The sequence below is a fragment of the Bacillus hominis genome (assembly GCF_030348325.1).
Classification (GTDB): domain Bacteria; phylum Bacillota; class Bacilli; order Bacillales; family Bacillaceae_G; genus Bacillus_A; species Bacillus_A hominis.
Window position 1 is genome coordinate 619259 of sequence record NZ_JAUCFS010000005.1, and the last position, 20814, is coordinate 640072.

At 35.5% G+C, this 20814-nt stretch carries 19 protein-coding genes and 2 pseudogenes; 16 read left to right on the top strand and 5 right to left on the bottom strand.

Annotated elements, in window-relative coordinates; translation table 11 throughout:
• Positions 1 to 10 precede the first annotated feature (10 nt).
• Entirely contained in the window at positions 11 to 1672 is a 1662-nt protein-coding gene (treC, locus tag QUF93_RS05575) for an alpha,alpha-phosphotrehalase (RefSeq protein ID WP_289358096.1), read from the top strand.
• Positions 1673 to 1853: 181 nt separating this feature from the next.
• Here the strand turns inward: treC and QUF93_RS05580 are convergent.
• Positions 1854 to 2122 (bottom strand): annotated as a pseudogene (locus QUF93_RS05580) (Ger(x)C family spore germination C-terminal domain-containing protein); the annotation flags it as partial.
• Between the two features lie 342 nt (positions 2123 to 2464).
• Here QUF93_RS05580 and QUF93_RS05585 point away from each other — a divergent pair.
• From QUF93_RS05585 to QUF93_RS05630, 10 genes and pseudogenes are all read left to right on the top strand, one after another.
• On the top strand, positions 2465 to 3151 hold the full coding sequence (locus QUF93_RS05585; RefSeq protein WP_289358097.1) for a CPBP family intramembrane glutamic endopeptidase: 687 nt from the start codon (positions 2465 to 2467) through the stop codon (positions 3149 to 3151).
• A 29-nt stretch (positions 3152 to 3180) separates the two neighbouring features.
• The gene (locus QUF93_RS05590) at positions 3181 to 4152 is read left to right on the top strand and encodes a phosphotransferase enzyme family protein (RefSeq protein WP_289358098.1); all 972 of its coding nucleotides are present in this window, start codon (positions 3181 to 3183) and stop codon (positions 4150 to 4152) included.
• A gap of 159 nt (positions 4153 to 4311) precedes the next feature.
• Positions 4312 to 5772 (top strand): alanine/glycine:cation symporter family protein, encoded by a 1461-nt coding sequence (locus tag QUF93_RS05595; protein WP_289358099.1) that lies wholly within the window; start codon positions 4312 to 4314, stop codon positions 5770 to 5772.
• A 136-nt stretch (positions 5773 to 5908) separates the two neighbouring features.
• Complete coding sequence (locus tag QUF93_RS05600; protein WP_434476079.1) at positions 5909 to 6637, top strand: amino acid ABC transporter ATP-binding protein; 729 nt, start codon at positions 5909 to 5911, stop codon at positions 6635 to 6637.
• A gap of 12 nt (positions 6638 to 6649) precedes the next feature.
• A complete protein-coding gene (glnH, locus tag QUF93_RS05605; RefSeq protein WP_289358101.1) occupies positions 6650 to 7480 on the top strand; it encodes a glutamine ABC transporter substrate-binding protein GlnH in 831 nt (276 codons plus the stop codon).
• Between the two features lie 83 nt (positions 7481 to 7563).
• Complete coding sequence (locus QUF93_RS05610) at positions 7564 to 8220, top strand: amino acid ABC transporter permease (protein WP_289358102.1); 657 nt, start codon at positions 7564 to 7566, stop codon at positions 8218 to 8220.
• Entirely contained in the window at positions 8221 to 8865 is a 645-nt protein-coding gene (locus QUF93_RS05615; RefSeq protein WP_289358103.1) for an amino acid ABC transporter permease, read from the top strand.
• A 203-nt stretch (positions 8866 to 9068) separates the two neighbouring features.
• Positions 9069 to 10496, top strand: a complete 1428-nt coding sequence (locus QUF93_RS05620; protein ID WP_289358104.1) for an amino acid permease — start codon at positions 9069 to 9071, stop codon at positions 10494 to 10496.
• Positions 10471 to 10848 (top strand): OsmC family protein, encoded by a 378-nt coding sequence (locus tag QUF93_RS05625; protein WP_289358105.1) that lies wholly within the window; start codon positions 10471 to 10473, stop codon positions 10846 to 10848. Before QUF93_RS05620 ends, QUF93_RS05625 begins: the two co-directional genes overlap by 26 nt.
• Positions 10849 to 11031: 183 nt before the next feature.
• Positions 11032 to 11241 (top strand): annotated as a pseudogene (locus tag QUF93_RS05630) (HIT family protein); the annotation flags it as partial.
• Between the two features lie 21 nt (positions 11242 to 11262).
• Here the strand turns inward: QUF93_RS05630 and QUF93_RS05635 are convergent.
• Entirely contained in the window at positions 11263 to 12204 is a 942-nt protein-coding gene (locus QUF93_RS05635) for a helix-turn-helix transcriptional regulator (RefSeq protein ID WP_289358106.1), read from the bottom strand.
• Between the two features lie 97 nt (positions 12205 to 12301).
• On the opposite strand from QUF93_RS05635, the gene QUF93_RS05640 reads away from it, so the two are divergent.
• Complete coding sequence (locus QUF93_RS05640) at positions 12302 to 12823, top strand: dihydrofolate reductase family protein (protein ID WP_289358107.1); 522 nt, start codon at positions 12302 to 12304, stop codon at positions 12821 to 12823.
• Between the two features lie 33 nt (positions 12824 to 12856).
• Here the strand turns inward: QUF93_RS05640 and QUF93_RS05645 are convergent, their stop codons facing one another.
• Both QUF93_RS05645 and QUF93_RS05650 read right to left on the bottom strand, forming a co-directional pair.
• Entirely contained in the window at positions 12857 to 14227 is a 1371-nt protein-coding gene (locus QUF93_RS05645; protein ID WP_289358108.1) for a sensor histidine kinase, read from the bottom strand.
• An 11-nt stretch (positions 14228 to 14238) separates the two neighbouring features.
• The gene (locus QUF93_RS05650; protein WP_002116154.1) at positions 14239 to 14916 is read right to left on the bottom strand and encodes a response regulator transcription factor; all 678 of its coding nucleotides are present in this window, start codon (positions 14914 to 14916) and stop codon (positions 14239 to 14241) included.
• A gap of 174 nt (positions 14917 to 15090) precedes the next feature.
• Between QUF93_RS05650 and QUF93_RS05655 the strand changes: the two genes are divergently transcribed.
• The 4 genes from QUF93_RS05655 (at position 15091) to QUF93_RS05670 (ending at position 18928) form a co-directional block, all read left to right on the top strand.
• Positions 15091 to 16338, top strand: a complete 1248-nt coding sequence (locus tag QUF93_RS05655) for a cell wall-binding repeat-containing protein (protein ID WP_289358110.1) — start codon at positions 15091 to 15093, stop codon at positions 16336 to 16338.
• A gap of 156 nt (positions 16339 to 16494) precedes the next feature.
• Positions 16495 to 17946 carry a SulP family inorganic anion transporter gene (locus QUF93_RS05660; protein WP_289358111.1) on the top strand — a complete coding sequence of 484 codons (1452 nt, stop codon included), beginning with the start codon at positions 16495 to 16497 and terminating at the stop codon, positions 17944 to 17946.
• 67 nt (positions 17947 to 18013) lie between these two features.
• Positions 18014 to 18436, top strand: coding sequence for a universal stress protein (locus QUF93_RS05665; RefSeq protein WP_002116162.1), 423 nt, complete (start codon positions 18014 to 18016; stop codon positions 18434 to 18436).
• Positions 18437 to 18811: 375 nt separating this feature from the next.
• Positions 18812 to 18928, top strand: coding sequence for a DUF4027 family protein (locus tag QUF93_RS05670; protein ID WP_033795461.1), 117 nt, complete (start codon positions 18812 to 18814; stop codon positions 18926 to 18928).
• A gap of 104 nt (positions 18929 to 19032) precedes the next feature.
• On the opposite strand, the gene opp4A is transcribed toward QUF93_RS05670, so the two are convergent.
• Positions 19033 to 20814, bottom strand: coding sequence for an oligopeptide ABC transporter substrate-binding protein (gene opp4A, locus QUF93_RS05675; protein ID WP_289358112.1), 1782 nt, complete (start codon positions 20812 to 20814; stop codon positions 19033 to 19035).

The following is a 20814-nucleotide window of genomic DNA, read 5'->3' on the forward strand; positions in this document are numbered from 1 at the left end:
GAAGTTAAGTATGAAAGATTGGCATAAAAGTGTAGTCTATCAAATTTATCCGAAAAGCTTTAATAGCTATTACAATAAAGAAACTGGTGATATAAAAGGAGTTACAGAGAAACTAGATTATTTAAAAGAACTTGGAGTGGATTATATTTGGTTAACACCGATATACCAATCACCACAACATGATAATGGATACGATGTAAGTGATTACTACAGTATTGATCCATCTTACGGAACGATGGAAGAGTTTGAAGAGCTTTTAGAAGAAGCGAAAGCACGTAACATTGAAATCATGCTCGATATCGTTGTAAACCACAGTTCGACGGAGCATAAGTGGTTTAAGGAAGCGAAGGAAGATAAAAATAGTCCATATCGTAATTATTATATTTGGCGTGATGAAAAAAATAATTGGCAATCTAAGTTTGGTGGATCTGCTTGGAAGTACGATGAGAAGACAGAGCAATACTTTTTACATCTATTTGATGAAACACAAGCTGATTTAAATTGGGAAAATGAAAAGCTTCGTGAAGAAGTATATGATATGATGCGCTTTTGGCTGGATAAAGGGGTAACTGGATTCCGATTAGATGTTATTAATTTAATTTCAAAAGATCAACAGTTCTTAAATGATGACGGAAGTACGGCGACAAGTGATGGCCGTAAATATTATACAGACGGCCCGCGCGTTCATGAATATTTACAAGAGATGAACCGAAATGTGTTTGAAGGGAAAGAGGTAATTACAGTTGGAGAAATGTCATCTACGACAATTGATAATTGTATTAAATATTCAAACCCTGAGCGTAATGAATTGAGCATGACATTTAGTTTCCATCATTTAAAAGTAGATTATCCGAATGGTGATAAGTGGACGAAAGCGGATTTTGATTTCATTAAATTAAAAGAGATTATGTCTAATTGGCAAATTGAAATGCAAAAGGGCGGAGGATGGAATGCGTTATTTTGGTGTAATCATGACCAACCTCGCATTGTGTCACGCTTTGGTGATGATGGAAAGTACCGAAACGAATCTGCAAAAATGTTAGCAACGGCTATGCATATGTTGCAAGGGACACCTTATATTTACCAAGGGGAAGAGATTGGTATGACGAACCCTAACTTTAATTCTATTGAGCAATATCGTGATGTAGAATCGTTAAATATATACGATATAAAGCGAGAAGAAGGATTATCAAAAGAAGAGATTATTGGGATTTTAAAACAAAAATCTCGTGACAACTCCCGTACTCCGATGCAGTGGAATGAAGAGGTAAATAGTGGTTTTACAACAAGTACACCTTGGATTTCAGTGGCTGAAAACTTTAAAGAAATAAATGTAGAGAAGGCATTAGAAGATAGAGAGTCTGTATTTTACCATTATAAAAAGTTAATTGAACTTAGAAAAAAATACGATGTCATTACAGAAGGGAAATATGATGTTTTAGGTGGGAATCACCCTAAGATTTGGGCATATACACGTACTGTAAAGAATGAAGTATTACTTGTTGTAAGTAACTTCTATGGAGAAGAAGTTGCTTACTCTGTACCAGAAGATGTTCAATTAGATGAGATGAAGCAAGAAGTTTTATTATCAAATTATAAAGATTCGAGTACGGATATAAACAATCTTATATTAAGACCGTATGAGTCGATTGTATATCGATGTACGAAATAAAGTGAAACTTTAATCAGTAGGGGGTGTTTATCCCCCACTGATTATCAGCCCTCACCAATCGGGCATTAACGGGCAGTTGATCCCCCATCTAACTTCTTTGCTTCCACTGAATTTTGAGGGGGGGCTTACTGCCCGTTAATGCGGGATAAAAAGGTTGTATGCCCACGAGGCATACAACCTTTTACTTTAAGACACCGCTATACAAAATATCCACTTCTACTTCAGGTTTAAACTTCACTTTTGCATAATCTTTATTCCAATTTTTTTTCTTCCATAAATCAGGATGATAAGCGATGAGATGTCTGCCGATTCCGAAAGCATCACAATTTGCTTTTTGTAGCTTTTTTGTTATTTGTTTTGCTTCTTTTGTGAATAGCTTAGATAATTCCTTTTGTAGTTTTTTCTTTCGCCCATTGTATAAAGATTATCGCTCGGTGCTTCAAGAGCTAATTGATGAATTAAATTTGGATCCGCTAAAGATTCGATATATAAGATTGTTCCTTTTCCATCTTGAAAAGGAACATCTAATTTTTTTATATCATCAGAATGGCAGAGCTTATTTTCGATGTAATTAACATTTTCTGCAAGTGATGGAAATATATGCTTTTACTATCATCTTGTTGTGAATTTTCCTGTTCGGCCATAATTTCCACCCCTTTTACAATGTAATCGTTTTTGTTAATTTTTGTTGTTTGTGAGAAATTTATGCTTGGATTATTTGAAAAAGTAGCTTGAAAGTTACGTTACGTCATCTTTTATACTAAAGAAAATAGGGTATAGGGGATGGTGTAGATGACTTTAAAATATATGTGGGGATGGAAAGAAATTTTATATTTATTTGTTTTCGTATTTCTGATTGTACCAGTAATGGTTGAATCTCTTTTTTATGATTATGCTTTAAAAATAATAGGGAACTCATTATATGCTGGAGTATTAATGGGGCTTATAATGGCAGTGATATTTACGTTTGTAGTTTATCTTTTTTGCATAAAAAGATATAAACTGTCGTGGAAAGATATTGGAATTCGGAAGCTTTCATGGAAAGATTTCTTGTGGACATTTGTAGCGGTTATTTCTTTGATTGTAGTTAGTATTGGTGTATTAATGATAATGGAGAAAATGGGTATTTCCTTTGACAATAGTAAAACGGATACGGTCCAAAATGATAAATCAATATATTCATTTTGTATCGCGGTAATTGGAGCGGCGGTTATATCACCAATATATGAAGAGATTTTATATCGAGGTGTTTTTTATACGTTTTTTCGAGATAGATATGGCATATGGGGCGGTGTGCTTATAAGTTCAATAATATTTACAGTTGTTCATATTCCCACATATAACACATTACCGGTGAATTTTTTAAGCGGAGTAGCATTCGCATGGTTATATGAGAAAACAAATTCTATTTTATCAGCTATGGTTGCCCACGCATTATTCAATTTCATAGCAGTACTTCTCACATTCATGTCGAATTAATTAGAGGGTACATATAGGAGGGAATAAAGATGGAAATAGCTGTGGAACGAGTTTTTACAAATGAGATTTTAGCAGAAGCTGCAAAGATATTTAATGTAACAGTGGAAGAAAAGCCACTTGGTGATTTTGAGAATTATATTTTTAAGGCGAAGGATAAAAATAATGGAGATTACGTATTACGCTTAACTCATTCTTCTCATCGTTCTAAAAAAGAGGTAGAGGCTGAACTAGATTTTTTACGGTATGTTGCGGAGCATGGGGCGAAAGTGGCGGGACCTCGTAATTCAATATCTCAAAATCTTGTAGAAGAAATCGGAGCGGAAGATGAGACTTTCTTTTATGCTTCCTTATTTACATATGCAAAAGGTGAGCAAGTACAAGGAGATGAATCGCCTTATTGGGGAGATCCTTTCTTTGAAGCATGGGGAAAAGCGATTGGACAACTGCATCGCCTTACAATGAATTATCCTAAAACAGACTACCGTGATACGTGGAAAGAGGATGAAAGTAGCATTGTTAATGAATTAGAAGATAAGAAAGTGAAAGAGATCGCTACTATATTAATGGATGAAATAAAGGCTCTTCCAATTGAAAGAGAAACATTCGGTCTTATGCATGGTGATATTCATCCAGGTAACTTTCATTATGATGGAAAAGAGCTAACAATCTTTGATTTTGATGATGCAGCTTATAATTACTTTATACATGATTTAGCAATGGTTCTTTATTACTCGGTTCTTTTTACACCGTGGACAGTGGAGGAGAAGACGACATTCGCTCGTAAACAGTTACAAGTGTTAAGAAAAGGATACGAATATGAACACAGGCTGGCGGATAGTTGGTATGAATCATTACCGTTATTTTTACGTTTACGTGATATAGGTTTATACGGCACGCTTCAAAAGAAGTTTAAAGGGAAAGATATGCCTGGTAATTTCAGGGGATTATCAGAACAACTCTACGAAAGAATTGTAAAGAAAGAAGCAATTGTGAATATATAATACATTCGTACCAAAACAAAGTGTGTAAAATAAATATATACTTTGTTTTTTTATACAAAAATATGTTTGTTTTATTAAAATAATATTGTCATAGATTCGGTATACATTTATAATTTTTATATATTCTGAAAATTCTTTATAAAAGGAGGTAGAGGGGTATTGGAAGCTATCGTAAGTTGGATAAATAATATTGTTTGGAGTCCCGCACTTGTCTATTTATGTTTAGGAGTAGGCTTATATTTTTCCATTCGAACGAGGTTTTTACAAGTAAGACATGTAGGAGAAATGGTGAAGCTTACATTTCAAGGAGAAAAGTCTGATGCTGGTGTTTCCTCATTCCAAGCGTTAGCACTTTCATTATCAGGGCGCGTTGGAACGGGAAATATTGCCGGTGTTGCAACAGCCGTTGCCTTTGGTGGTCCAGGAGCTGTATTTTGGATGTGGGCAGTAGCCTTTCTAGGAGCAGGTTCTGCTTATGTAGAATCGACACTTGCACAAATATATAAGACGAAGCATCAAGGACAATTCCGCGGTGGTCCTGCTTATTACATTGAAAAAGGACTAGGAGTTAAATGGTATGCATTAGTATTCGTTGCAGCAACAATTCTTGCAACGGGGATGCTGTTACCGGGTGTTCAAGCGAATAGTATTGCTGTAAGTCTGGAAACAGCTTTCGGTATCAATACTTCTGTATCTGGAGCGGTATTAGTAGCAGCATTAGCACTGATTATTTTTGGTGGAGTTAAGCGAATTGTTAACGTAGCGCAAGTTGTAGTTCCATTTATGGCGCTTGGCTATATTTTAGTAGCTTGTGTAATTGTCGCTATGAATATTGAAAAATTACCAGATGCTTTCATGTTAATTATAAAAAGTGCATTTGCACTAGAAGCAGCTTTTGGTGGAATTATCGGTTTAGCAATCTCTTGGGGTGTAAAACGTGGTATTTATTCAAATGAAGCAGGGCAAGGAACTGGGGCCCATGCGGCGGCAGCTGCTGAAGTATCGCATCCAGCTAAACAAGGGTTAGTACAAGCATTTTCCGTTTACATTGATACATTATTTGTTTGTTCAGCAACAGCATTCATGATGATTATTACAGGCATGTATAACGTATTTGATGCAAGCGGAAAAAACTTTATCGTCAATAAATTAAATGGTGCACAGCCAGGTCCTGGTTATACACAGGCAGCGGTAGAATCTGTTTTCCCTGGATTTGGAAACGGTTTCGTCGCAATCTCTCTACTATTCTTCGCATTTACAACAATTATGGCTTATTACTACATTGCAGAAACGAATATAGCTTACTTAAATCGTGATAAAGACCGTCCTTGGATGTCTATCGTACTAAAGTTTGTATTCTTAGGAGTTGTATTCTACGGTTGTGTAAAAACAGCAGCAACAGCATGGGCTTTAGGAGATATTGGTGTAGGAATTATGGCATGGGTTAACATTATTGCGATTCTATTATTACAAAAACCGGCATTGATCGCATTAAAGGATTATGAAAAGCAGAAAAAAGAAGGAAAAAATCCAGTATTCGATCCGCAGTCGTTAGGAATTAAAAATGCAGATTTCTGGGAGCATGAATACGGGAAAGATAAGAAGGAAGAAGTATCTTAATAGAATAGAAATGAAGGAGCAAAGGGAAATCCCTTTGCTTTTTTTATGGGCAAAAATGAAGTGAGAAGTTATTTTTGGGACTATTTTTGAATATAAAAAGAATGTACATGCTTTGTTAGTGGAAGGGGGGAGTATGTTGATAGAGTTTCGTAACGTAAATAAATATTACGGCAACTTTCAAGTTTTGAAAAATATTAATGTGCAAGTGAAAAAGGGTGAAGTGGTAGTAGTAGTTGGTCCTTCAGGATCAGGAAAAAGCACGTTGCTTCGGTGTATAAATCAGCTAGAGACAATTACAGACGGAGAGTTAATGGTACAAAATACGGAGGTACACAATGCAAAAACAGATATGAATGAATTACGCCGAAATATCGGGATGGTTTTTCAGCATTTTTATTTATACCCGCATAAAACAGTTCTTCAAAATATTACACTAGCACCTATTAAAGTAAATAAAGTTTCAAAAGAAGAAGCAGAGGAAACAGCGATGTTTTATTTAGAGAAAGTAGGAATCCCGGAGAAGGCTGGTGTATTCCCGCATCAATTATCTGGTGGACAACAGCAAAGGGTAGCGATTGCTAGAGGGCTCGCGATGCAGCCGGAAATTATGCTATTTGATGAGCCTACGTCTGCTCTTGATCCAGAAATGATCGGAGAAGTACTTGATGTTATGAAAGCATTAGCCAAAGAAGGCATGACGATGGTTGTCGTCACACACGAGATGGGATTCGCACGTGAAGTAGCAGATAGGATTTTATTTATGGATGAAGGTCAAATTATTGAAGATACAACACCAGCACAATTTTTTGCGAATCCTGAACAAGAAAGAGCTCGTTTGTTTTTAAGTCGGGTGTTAAATCATTAAAGGAGGAATTTCATGCTTAAAATGAAAAAGCTGTTTACTTTAATTGTATTTTCATGCTTATTCGTGCTTGTTGTCGCTGGATGTGGAAGTAAAAAAGAAGAGGCGAAAGAAACGAATACGAAGCAAGGCGGGGCCATAGAGCAAATTAAGAAGCGCGGGAAATTAGTAGTTGGGGTGAAGAATGATACGAATTTATTCGGGCTGAAAAATCCTTCAACAGGGCAGGTAGAAGGATTCGATGTTGATATCGCGAAGGCACTTGCGAAAAAAATTCTTGGGGACGAAAAGAAACTAGAGCTGAAAGAAGTAACATCTAAAACACGTATTCCACTACTGAAAAATGGTGATATTGATGCAATTATCGCAACAATGACAATTACGGAAGAACGTAAAAAAGAAGTTGATTTTTCAGATGTATATTTTAAAGCGGGGCAATCGTTACTTGTGAAAAAAGGAAGCAATATTAAGAGTATTGATGATATAAAACAAGGTGTGAAAGTATTAGCTGTAAAAGGCTCAACATCTACAAATAACATTCGTCAAAAGTCACCAGAAGCGACTGTATTAGAATTTGAAAATTATAGTGAGGCATTTACAGCGTTAAAAGCGGGTAAAGGTGATGTTTTAACGACAGATAATGCAATTCTTTACGGAATGGCAAAACAAGATTCTAATTATGAAGTTGTAGGGAAAATTTTTACGGATGAACCGTATGGAATTGCAGTGCAAAAGGGTGCAGAGGATTTAACAAAAGAGATTAATAGTTTATTAAAAGATATGAAAGCTAATGGAGAATACGATAAATTATATGAAAAATGGATCGGTCAAAAACAAGAAAAATAAAGTGACACTAATTGGAATAAATAATAAGAATGAGAGGATGAGGGATGCTCATCCTCTTCTTGTAAAGAAAGAGGGGAGAATATGTGCCTGATTTTTCTATATTAACGAATAACATTGATATGTATTTAGAAGGATTTAAATATACAGTGATGTCTAGTGTATTTGCATTAATAGGAAGTTTTATTTTAGGAGTCATTTTGGCGGTAATGCGTATAGCGCCTATTCGCGTTTTAAATTGGATCGGATCTGCTTTTGTGGAATTTGTAAGAAATATTCCACTCGTATTAATTGCATTTATATTTTATTTTGCTCTACCTGTAATAGGAATCACTTTGAATGGCTTTGTAGCAGGGACAGTTACGCTTACTGTGTATACTGCGGCCTTTATTGCGGAAGTAATTCGTGCTGGTATTTTATCAGTCGCAAAAGGACAAATGGAAGCGGCGCGCTCTTCAGGGCTAACATATGTGCAAGCGATGTACTACATTATTTTACCTCAAGCGATGAAAATCGTAATTCCTCCTCTAGGAAATCAATTTCTCAATTTAGTAAAAAACTCTTCTATACTCGGAATTATTGCTGGGACGGATTTAATGTATCAAGGAGATTTAATTTCAACGAAGACGTTCGTTACGTTTGATGTATATATATTTGTCGGGATGTTTTATTTAGTATTAACAATTCCGCTAAGTATGCTAGTGCGTTATTTAGAAAGACGCTTAGCAAAGGAGGCGGTGTAAATGGATTTTAAGGGAGCAATAACAGGTGATCATATTCTATTTTTATTAAAAGGATTGCTCATCACATTAGAGGTAGCGCTCGTAGCAATTGTACTTAGCTTTATTATTGGTAGTGTAATAGGGATTGTGCGGTACACAAAAATGCCCGTCGTCTCACAAATACTAGGTTTTATCGTTGAAGTAATTCGGAATTTACCGTTACTTTTAATTATATTTTTTACGTATTTTGCACTTCCAGAAGCAGGCTTGAAATTAGAAATTATAACAGCTACAATTGTTGCTTTAACGATATTTGAAGCAGCAATGATATCTGAAATTGTTAGAAGTGGCTTATTGTCTATCGAAAGAGGACAAATGGAAGCGGCACGCTCTTCAGGATTAACATATGTCCAAACGCTTTGGCACATTATTTTACCGCAAGCACTTAGAAGAATGGTTCCTCCGCTTGTTAGTCAATTTATTTCATTGTTAAAAGATACGTCATTAGCAGTTGTTATATCATTGCCAGAGCTTATGCATAATGCTCAAATTATTAGCGGACAGAATGTAAATTATATGATTCCGACATTTATACTAGTAGCTTGTATGTATTTCGTTGTAAACTACGGTTTATCAATTTTATCTAGAAGATTAGAATTACGTTAACTCTTACAAAAAATGTAAGGGTTTTTTCCTTATAAATCCTTTTTTACCTCAAATTAGTATCGCAAGCTCTTAATAATTGAATTTTTATATTGTTTTATCAGAAAAGTTTTAATTTTATATAGAAATTGTAACCGCTTTCGTGTATATTTTTATTATCAGAAAATTTTAACAAGAGATAGGGGTACTTGTAGGGGAGGATTAAGATGCAGCAAACAACGAATGAGAAATTACATCGTACGATGAAGAGTAGACATTTATTTATGATCGCACTAGGTGGGGTAATTGGAACTGGTTTTTTTCTAGGTTCAGGTTACACTATTAATCAGGCTGGACCAGGGGGAGCGATCCTTTCATATTTAGTGGGCGGATTTATTATGTATTTAACAATGCTTTGTCTTGGAGAGCTAACGGTAGCAATGCCAGTTTCAGGATCTTTCCAAAAGTATGCGACGAAGTTTATTGGACCAGGAACTGGGTTTATGATCGGCTGGTTATACTGGATTGGATGGGCAGTAACAGTAGGATTAGAATTAACATCGATCGGTTTAATGATGAAAAGATGGTTTCCGAATGTTGATGTTTGGGTATGGTGCCTTGTATTCGGGGTTATTTTATATGCTTCAAACGCTATTTCAGCGAAAAGTTATGCTGAATTAGAGTTTTGGTTCTCTAGTATTAAAGTAGTTACAATTCTTGCATTTATTGTTCTTGGTGGTAGTGCATTATTAGGATTTATACCATATGACGGAAAAGAAGCAGCACCTCTTTTCTCTAACTTTGTAAGTGATGGCGGGCTATTCCCGAACGGACTGGCAGCGGTATTACTTACGATGATTACAGTTAACTTCTCGTTCCAAGGAACAGAGTTAATCGGGATTGCAGCAGGAGAGAGTCAGGATCCTGAAAAAACAATTCCACGTGCGATTCGTAATACAGTATGGCGTATTATGATATTCTTCATCTTAACAATGACAATTTTAGTAGGATTAATTTCTTGGAAAGAAGCAGGAGTAATTGAAAGTCCATTCGTAGTTGTATTTGATAAAATCGGTATTCCATATGCAGCTGATATTATGAACTTCGTTATTATTACCGCTTTATTATCTGTAGCGAACTCAGGATTATATGCAGCAACGCGTATACTATGGTCACTTGCAAATGAAGGAATGGCACCAACTTCTTTCAAGAAAGTAAATAAACGAGGTATTCCGATTACAGCGTTAGTCGTAACAATTGCTGTTGCGGCGTTATCCTTATTAACAAGCTTCCTTGCAGAAGATACAGTATATATGTACTTATTATCTATAGCTGGTTTATCTGCTGTTTCAAGTTGGATCATTATTGCTTTATCCCAACTTCGCTTTAGAAGTCAATATTTAAAAGGTGGAGGAAAATTAGAGGACTTAAAGTATAGAACACCACTATACCCGCTTGTTCCAATTTTAGCTTTAATTACAAATAGTATCGTTGTTATTAGTTTAGCGTTTATTCCAGAACAACGAATGGCATTATATTGTGGTATTCCATTTATCATTTTCTGCTACATATATTATTATATGAGTAAGAAACGGAAGAAACCGATGAAAGTGGAGATGGAAAAAACAAATGAAACTAACAATCAAACACGATGATATAAAAGCAGATTTATCGTACGGTCAATTAGCGATTGGAAAAGAAAATGGATATTCACCGTTACAATTACTCGTTTCTTCTATCGCAGGATGTAGTGCAATTGTCTTTCGCACAATTTTAGAGAAAAAACGTATTACATACGATACGTTTACAATTGAAACTGAAATTGAGAGAAGTGAAGCTTTATCGAAACCAGTTGAAAGTATTCATTTGCACTATAAAATTAAAGCGGAGAATATTACAGAAGAGCAGTTGGACAAGGCGTTGCAGCTTGCAGTGAAAAATTGCACAATTGTTCAATCTGTAAAGGATAGTATAAAGGTTACAGAAACAATTGAATTAGTAAAGTGAAATGTAAAAACGTGAGAATAGGGCGCTCACGTTTTTATGTTTTTAACAGAGGGGGTTTTGTCCATCTCCCACTGATTATTAGCCTTCACCAATCGGGCTTTTACGGGCAGTTGATCTCCTACCTAACTTCTTTGCTTCAGCTGAATTTTGAGGTGGGAGTTTTACTGCCCGTTAATGCGGGATAAACCAGACAGAGTTACAATTTGTTAAAATGGTGGAGTCTTTAACGAGCTAACACATTACCATATGCATGTCGTACCAAGGTATAAAGAGCGCTCGTTTGCTGAGTTTTATACGGTACAACCGGGAGAAAAGCAGAATCATAACTTTGAAGAAACAAAGACATTGTTAAAAGAAGAGATAGAGAAAATACTGCATACTGAAAAGGCGTAAGAGGAGTTTTCTTACGCCTTTTTAGTCTTCATACATATTTAAAATTTCTTTCGCACGTATACGCAAACCGTCTATTAAATCTTGCGGTTCTAAAACTTGTGCATCTTTTCCAAACCGATAAAATAGAGGCGTAATAAAATTAATTTCGCCTTTATCAATTGTTGAATTTATATATCCGGTCCCATCTTCGTTTACTACAACGAGCTCTTCAAGGTAAGGAACGCTTTTACATTGGCGCACGCCCTCTGCCCTTAGTAAAACATGTAACTGAGTAGGACCGTTTATTACGTTAGAGTTAGAGGCGAACCATTCTTCTAAATTCATGAATGTATCTTCATTTTCTTCCGTTGATAATATAGAAAGAATACGATCGACACGATACAGTAATACTTTTTTTCTACTAAAGTCATAGGATGGCAAATACCATAAACCATCGTGAGCATATATACCGATAGGATGAACATGTTTTGTTTTTATCCCCGATTTAGACTCGTATTGAAAGTGTAAATTTTTATTTTCGATAGCAGCGGTTAATACTTCGTTTAAAAAAGGCGTCTTAATTGATCTCTTCGGGTTCCAAAAAGCGATATAAGACCGTATTTTATCAACTTTCGCTTTCGCATCATTTTGTAGAGAGCTATACAGTTTATGAGTAACAGAATTGATTTCTGTATTAAAAGGCAGGTCTCGGTAGTAGCTTAAAGATTGAAAGGCAAAAAAGATGGAGACAGCTTCTTCCTCCGTAAATAAAATAGGGGGAATTACTCTGTTCGTTAATACTTTATATCCTCCGTTGCGACCTTGTTCAGCATAAATCGGTAATCCCATATCGCTTAAATCTAAAATGTATCTATGGACAGTACGAACGGAAATATTAAATTCATCAGCTATTTCTTGAGCTGTAAATGTTTTTTTCGCAGAAGCAAATATAAGAATATCTAATAAACGTTTTGCTTTTGACAAATACATCACCTTTTTTCTTTTTTAACATGACGTAAATTGTCATGTTTTATTGTTAATATCATAATGTTATCAAGATGAGATGCAAGGAGGAAAAGATATGTCACGCGAAATAGTTTTATTTATTGCAGCGAGCTTAGATGGATATATTGCGAAAGAAGATGACGATTTACAGTGGTTAATGGAAACGGAAGGAGAAGGAGACAACGGTTATACAGAAATGTACGAAACGATTGATACAATAATCATGGGAAAAAGAACGTACGATTATGTAGTAGAGCATACTGAAACATTCCCGTACCTAGATAAAAAATGTTATGTTTTTTCTCGTTCAGAAAAAGGCTCAAATGGAAATCTGGAATTTGTAAATGAAGATGTAGTGGAGTTTACAAAAAGGTTAAAAGCACAAGAAGGATCTAAAATATGGATGGTCGGTGGAGGGAGTCTATTAAGAGAGTTCTTTAAGAATAATCTAATTGATGAATATGTTGTCACGATTACCCCTCACATATTAGGCTCTGGAGTTTCGTTATTTCAAGAAAAGAATCCGGAAATTAATTTAACTTTAACGGATACGAAACGTTTTGGACAATTTGTAAATTTATATTATAAGGTAAAATGATAAAAAACACGACTATTGATGATAGTCGTGTTTCTACATAAATGGCAAGGAAATTGTAAAACAAGACCCATGGTCAAGGTCACTTGTTACAGTAATATTTCCGCCGTGTAGTTCTACAATTTCTTTTACGATGGATAGCCCTAAACCAGTGCCGCCTGTAGCTCTAGAGCGCGCTTTATCAACGCGATAAAAGCGGTCGAAAATGTGGGGGAGGTCTTCTTTAGGAATACCTTCACCTTCGTCCTTAATTTTGATGAAAATACGTTTATGTTCTTCTGTAACAGAAATATTTATAGAAGAATGTTCTTTTGAATGTCTATAAGCGTTATTTAAAATGTTTACTATAACTTGTTCGAATCGCTGTTCATCTAATTTTACTAGCAGTGAAGGAGGACAAGTGAAAGAAACTTTAATATGCTTTTCTTCGAACATCACGTTTACTTTTTCGGTTATGCGAGTAAGGAAGGTATGTAAATGCACTTCCTTTACTTGAATGAAAAAATTATGCTTTTCCATCTGAGCGAGTGAAAATAAATCTTGAACTAAGTTTGTAATATAATCAGATTCGTCTTTTATGATGGATAAGTATCGTAAACGTTGCTCAGGAGTTGTACTTTCTTTTAATGCAATGTCAGCATAACCTCTTACGTACGTTAAAGGTGTTCGTAATTCGTGAGCAACACTCGCTAGAAATTCACTTCTTTCTGTTTTCATATAATGTAAATCATTTGCGAGGGTTTGAATAGATTGTGCTAGTTCACCAATTTCGTCATTTCGAGTAGTCGTTAATGAAACGGATAAATCACCCTTACTCATTTTTTCAGTCGCTTGTTTCATGTGTAACAATGGTTTCGTTAACAAACGTGATAATAGAAAGATGGTGATGGCTGTTAATAGAAAAGTAATGACTCCGGCGATAATGAATTGTCTTGTTAGCCCGTTAACCATTTCTTCGATTGATTCCGTCCCGAGAAACATATATACATAGCCTTCCGTTTTTCCTGCCACTACAATTGGGCTAACTGTACATATATAATTAGATGTTTTCCAATGATTTTCTATAATTGCTCCATCATGATCTGTTCGTGTTTGCATTCTTTCAATATGCTTTTTTATAGTGGTATTTATTTCATTAGATTTAGCTAGTACGTCCTTATTTGAATTTGTAATAACAACAGTTGTTTCAGCTTCGGATTCCATTAAAGCGACATGTGAGATTGTTTGCCTGTCAAAATACTTTTCAAGGACATCTCGGTGACTATTTCCGCGCTTTAATAAAGCGGTCATTTCTTCATTTACTCTATTGTTTACGAGGCTATAATAGAGCAAAATAAATAGAACGCTTTCGATTAAAAGTGTGACAATTAGAAAATAAAATCCGAATTGAATAGAGATTCGTTTCATCGCTTTGCTCCTTACTCTAGGGTATCAATCCATCGATAACCTACTCCGTATACAGTCTTTAAATGATGATCAATAGGAAAATTTACTTTCCGTAATTTATCACGTAAATTACGAATATGTGAATCGACTGTACGATCTTCTGTATTTGTATTGAATCCCCAAATTCGTTCAATGAGCTGATCGCGGCTCAATACGTAGTTCACATGGCGTAAAAATAGTCCGAGCAAAGAGAATTCGATTGGAGTGAGAAGAAGTTCTTCATCATGGACAGATACAAAATGTTTTGCCTCATCCCATAAAATGCCGTGATATTCAATTTGCGCATGTTGATTCGTACGCCGTAAAACAGCTTCAATTCTTGCGAAGAGCTCCTCTTCGTGGAATGGTTTCGTCACATAATCATCTGCTCCAAGTTTTAGTCCTTGAACGACATCTACCGTTTGATCACGAGCAGTTACCATAATGATTGGAACGTTACTAAATGATCGAATTCTTTTGCACGTTTCCCATCCGTCCATCTTTGGCATCATAATATCGAGTAAAACAAATTTGAAGTTTCGATTTTCTATATGTGAAATAGCTTCTTCTCCGGATACTGCACATACGCAGTTATATCCGATTGGAGTAAGATAAAGAGTTAATAATTCAAGCATTCTCGGTTCATCATCTACGAGTAGTATATCGATCATAGAGTACCTCCGTATTTGTGGTTATTACTTAAATTGTAAGTCAAAATCATGAAGAAATGGTGCAGATTATAATGCATCTGCATAATTTCTTCAGAATTGCTTGTTATTGTAAAGTTGAAATTTCATTTTAGGTAATCATATTGGCTCGAAAATGATTATTACGGAGGCGGTATAATGAAAAAAATGACTCGAATTTTGGGAGTAACGATCATTACAGCAGTTGGTCTTGCTGCATGTGGACAAACGAATACAGACCATAAAAATCATGAATCTACAAAAGAGAAGAAAACAGAGCAAAAGGAAATGAAAATGAATCAGGAGGTAACTGCGCCGAAAGAAATGAATGCCGGGGCATCGAATGATTTATTAACGACAAGTTTAAAAAATGTGACGAGATTAAATACAAATGATCCACTCAAAATGGCAGTATTAACTTCGCAAACGATATGGCCAGCAACTCATAAGGAGAATCAGCCAGGCGCTGTTATTTTAGTGCCAGTAAGCGAATGGCAATTAGGTATTGCAAGTGCGGATCTTATTCATCATCCGAATAACGGACCGATTTTATTTATAGAAAAAGAAGCGGTACCTGAAATGACGTTAAAAGAAATAAAAAGATTAAATCCGCTCGGAACGAAAGATGGAACGCAAATTATGGTGATGGGTGATGTAGGTGCAGCTAGCCTAGATCAATTAAAAGACTATAAAGTAAAGCAAATAAAAGAAACGGATTCAGCTAAGTTTGCGAAAGATGTTGATAAAGAATATGCCGATATAACAGGGAGTTATCCAAATAGCGTTATTATTGGTTCATCTGAAGAAGAAGGACGTTTATATACAACGCCAGCTGTAAATTGGATTTCTCATATGCCAGAACCACTTTTATATGTAGAAAAAGATAAGGTGCCAGAAGCGACAAGTGAGGCATTGAAAATGAGAAAAGATAAAGCGAATATATATGTGTTAGGACCAGAAAAAATCATTTCAAAAGAAGTAGAAAAAGAGTTAAGTAAATATGGGAAAGTAACACGTATTAGTGGGGAGACTCCAACAGAAAATTCGATTACGTTTGCGAAATTTAAAGATGAAAAAACGAAATTTGGCTGGGGGTTCACAAAACCTGGTCACGGTTTGTCGTTTGTTTCAAGCAAAACACCAGACTTAGCAATTGCGGGAGCACCTTTTTCACATATGGGTAAACATGCCCCTGTTATCTTATTAGAGGAAGGAAAAGCTTCACAACCAGTTTATGACTTCCTTGCTACTATTCAGCCGAAATTCAAAGGTGATCCGACACTTGGCCCATACAATCATGGATTCTTATTAGGGAATACTGAAAATATTTCATTTGAAACACAAGGGATATTAGATGAGAGGTTAGAGATTGTTCAAGAAAATGGTCAAGGTCACGGTGGACATTAATGAAATGAGAAAAGACGCTACAAAGGTAGCGTTTTTTCTTTAGGAAAATTTTACATAGTAAAAAATCCTCTACTCGTTATATAATAGCCTTCGTGCAGTCGGCCTAGATTTTCTTATGGAGAAAATCAAATGATAAAAGAGTAGAGGAGTGGTATTTTGTTTCAAACGATAAAGAATGATTGGTTCTCCAACGTGAAAGGGGACGTGCTATCGGGAATTGTTGTTGCTTTAGCGTTAATTCCTGAAGCGATAGCTTTTTCCGTTATTGCAGGCGTAGATCCGACCGTTGGATTATACGCAGCCTTTTGTATTGCAGTTACAATTTCATTTGTGGGCGGCAGACCTGGGATGATCTCAGCTGCAACAGGTGCAATGGCGTTATTAATGGTGACGCTCGTGAAAGATCACGGTTTACAATATTTATTCGCAGCGACAATAGTAACAGGTATTGTCCAAATTATTTTTGGGGTATTCAAACTTAGTTCATTTATGAAATTTGTTCCGAAATCAGTTATGAGTGGTTTTTTAAATTCACTTGGAATTTTAGTTTTTACAGCGCAATTGCCGCATTTTAAAAATGCAACTTGGCAAATGTATGCACTTGTCGCATTAGGACTTGCAATTATATATTTATTTCCACGTATTACGACGGCTGTACCGTCTACACTTATTTCAATTATTATTGTGACAAGTATTGCACTTATGAGCGGATTACAGTTGAAAACAGTAGGGGATATGGGAAGCTTACCGAAAGAATTACCATTCTTTAGTATTCCTGATGTACCGTTTACACTTGAGACATTAGGGATTATTTTACCGTACTCAGTTATGCTTGCAATTATTGGTTTACTAGAGTCATTATTAACGGCTTCGGTTTTAGACGATATGACACATACGGAAAGTAATAAACATAAGGAAGCACGTGGCCAAGGTATTGCAAACATTGTCGCTGGTTTCTTCGGAGGAATGGCAGGATGTGCAATGATTGGACAATCTGTTATTAACATTAAATCAGGCGGGCGCGGACGGTTATCAACATTTGTAGCGGGTGGGTTTTTAATCGTATTGCTATTTGTTTTAGGTGATTACGTTGTTCATATTCCGATGGCTGCTTTAGTTGCTGTTATGATTATGATTTCGATTGGGACGTTTGATTGGCACTCTGTAGCAACGATTCATAAAGTACCAAAAGGAAACGCTTTTGTTATGCTCGTAACAGTTGTGATTGTCCTAATCACACATAATTTAGGATTAGGTGTAATTATCGGAACGATAATTAGTGCAGTTTTATTTGCATTCAATATGGCAAAGATTCACGTGAAACATTCGTATATTGAAAATAAGAAAATATACGAAATTCACGGCCAACTTTTCTTCGCATCTACGACAGAGTATATAAATGCTTTTTCATACAATGAAGATGTGAAAGAAATTGAGATGAACTTTACTCATGCACATGTATGGGATGATTCAGCAGTAGCGGCAATTGATAAAGTTATAATGAAGTATGAACAGAACGGTGTGAAAGTAAGGATCACAGGGTTAAATGAACGAAGCTCGAAGATTGTTTCAAATTTAGCTACTTATAATAAGAAAATTGCTAGTTAATAAAGCCTCCTTTTTAGGAGGCTTTATTATATAATACGGGTAGGATAACGAAAAGGGGATTCAGCATATGTACAAACAAATTATATTAGCATGTGATGGTTCTGAACATGCACTTCGAGCAGCCGAGCATGCAACATATATTGCGAAATTTAACGAAGAAACACATGTTGAAGTTGTGTACGTAGTAGATAATAGAACGGCAAAATCAGATATTATACAAGGACAAACGGATTTAGAAACAATATCAGCTAGTCGAAAAGATAAATTAAAAGAGATTGAGAGTTTATTAAAGAAAGGGAACATTACCTACAAAATTACGATTCTACATGGCGATCCAGGAGATACGATTGTTCAATATGTAAATACAGGTGATATAGATCTTGTTATTGCTGGGAGTAGAGGGCTAAATACATTGCAAGAGATGGTGCTTGGTAGTGTAAGTCATAAAATAGCGAAGCGTGTGAAATGCCCGGTGATGATTATAAAGTGAAACTTTAATCAGTGGGGGGGTTTGTTCATCCCCCACTGATTATTAGCCTTCACCAATCGGGCATTTACGGGTAGCCCGACCCCTACCGAACTTCTTTGCTTTCGCTGAATTTTGAGGCGTGGGTCTTACTGCCCACAAATAGCGGGATAAAATAAATTGAGTGAGATATTATGTAGTGTAAGTAGGACCTTGATATAATTCAAGGTCTTTTTTTGTGTATAAAGGGGGAGAGTGTGGACATAATAGATATATAAGTTTAGAGGGAAATTGTTAACTTACAAATTTGTAAGTTAGTTGTCAGCGAAATCGATGTTATGAAATTTTTTCCATTGATAAAATAAGAATATCAAAGGGGATATAGGAAGGATGGAAGGTATGAAATCATTTCAAAATTTATCATATAGTCAAGGGGTAAGCTTAATTTGTTTAGGGGGATTTGCTGGATCTGTTATGTTAGCTGTTTTAGTAAAGATGTTTCAGCAAATGTTTTAATCGTATGAATAGAAGGGAATTGATTAATATAAACAGCAAGAGAAGAACGATAAATAAAAAATAGCTCTTCGCATGTAAGTAAATGCGAAGAGCTATTTTTATGCTTATTTTTCTACTTCTGGTTTTTCACTTGTTACAGTAACGTCTTTCCATTGTGAAGTTATTTGGTTCACTTGAGTGTCGACATTATAATTTTTTACTCGCTTATTAACACCTGTTAAATCAAATGTGTAATGAATTGGAATCATCGGTGCTTCATCATGAATTAATTTTTGCCATTTATCGTATACTTCTTTACGATATTTTTCATCAGTAGCTTTTTCTGATAATCCTTCGTTTAATAACTTAGTATTTTCATCATTTACCCAGCGCTGATAGTTAAATCCAGCATCTTTGCCCCATAGGCCAGAAAGGTCAGGATCAGAACCAGTGTTCCAAGCACCAGAGAAAATATCAACCTTCGGATCATCTTTTTTAATCATATCACGCATGGCATTAAATTCGTGTAAGCGTCCATCAACCAGCTCTACTTTTAAGCCGATATCTTTCCAAGATTGAATATAGAATTTTGCCAGCGGTTCACTTGTTTCACTACCGCTACTAGCTAAGAAGTTAATTTTGAGCTCATTACCTTTTGGGTCCTCACGGAATCCATCACCATTTTTATCTTTATAGCCAGCTTCATCTAATAGTTTTTTCGCTTTATCTACATCTAAGTTATATGCACCAACATCGTTATTATGGTACTTTGGCATAGATGGTGGAATTGGAGAGTTAGCTGGAACGCGAAGTCCATGATATACTTTCTCCGCTAATTTTTCTCTATCAATGGCATGTGCCATCGCTTGACGTAAACGAACGTCTTTGAACTTATCGTTATCCATTACAGCTTCGTTCTTTGCTTTGTCCATATGTCCAAATTTAAATCCGATATAAGTGTAAGCAAGATCAGTTTTACCAATTAGTTGTGTATTCTTCAATTTACTTACGTTCGGATATTGATCAGCAGTAATTGATGCAATATCAATATCACCTTTTTTCAGAGATGCACTAACAATAGATGGATTTACCACTTTTAATGTTACATTTTTTAGTTTAGGTTTGCCACCCCAGTAATCATCGAAGCGTTCATATTCAACAGATTCACCAGGAACGATTTTCTTTACTTTAAATGGACCGAATCCAATTGGATTTTGACGGATTTTATCAGATTCTGCTAGTTTTTCAATTGGTACATCGCCTAAATATTTTTTAGGTGTAGGGTATGTCCAAATACCAGTTTTCAGTGAAGGGTTTACTTCTTTATAAGTAATTGAAATTGTTTTTGGGTCAACAACTTTAATACCAGAAATTTTGTCAGCTTTTCCAGCGTGATAGTCTTCCATACCTTCAATCATTTGCATTTGTGTATCGTAACGAATACCTGTATATTTACTATTACCAATAATTAAGTAAGAATATTCTAAATCCTCAGCTGTTACAGGGTTACCATCGTGCCATTTTACATTATCTTTAATCTTAATAGTAATTGTTTTTTTATCTTCAGAAATTGTATACGTTGCAGCACCGTCATTTGTAATTTCCCAGTTTTTATCTGTAGCTAATAAACCTTCATCAAAGAAATCCATAATTTCTGAATCTGGAGCAACTTCATACAATACTCTACTTAAAACACCAGCGAAAGGTGAATTTGAAACGAGTCCATATGTTAATGATCCGTCTTTAATTTCTTTACCATCATTTTTTACAGCAGAACTAAATTTATTTGTTTCTACTTTTTTCGTATTTGCTTTTTTGCTACCGCTATCGGCACCCCCACATGCAGATAGTAATAATGTTGAAGCAGCAACAGTACTTAATACTTTGTACAGTTTTGGTTTGTTCAT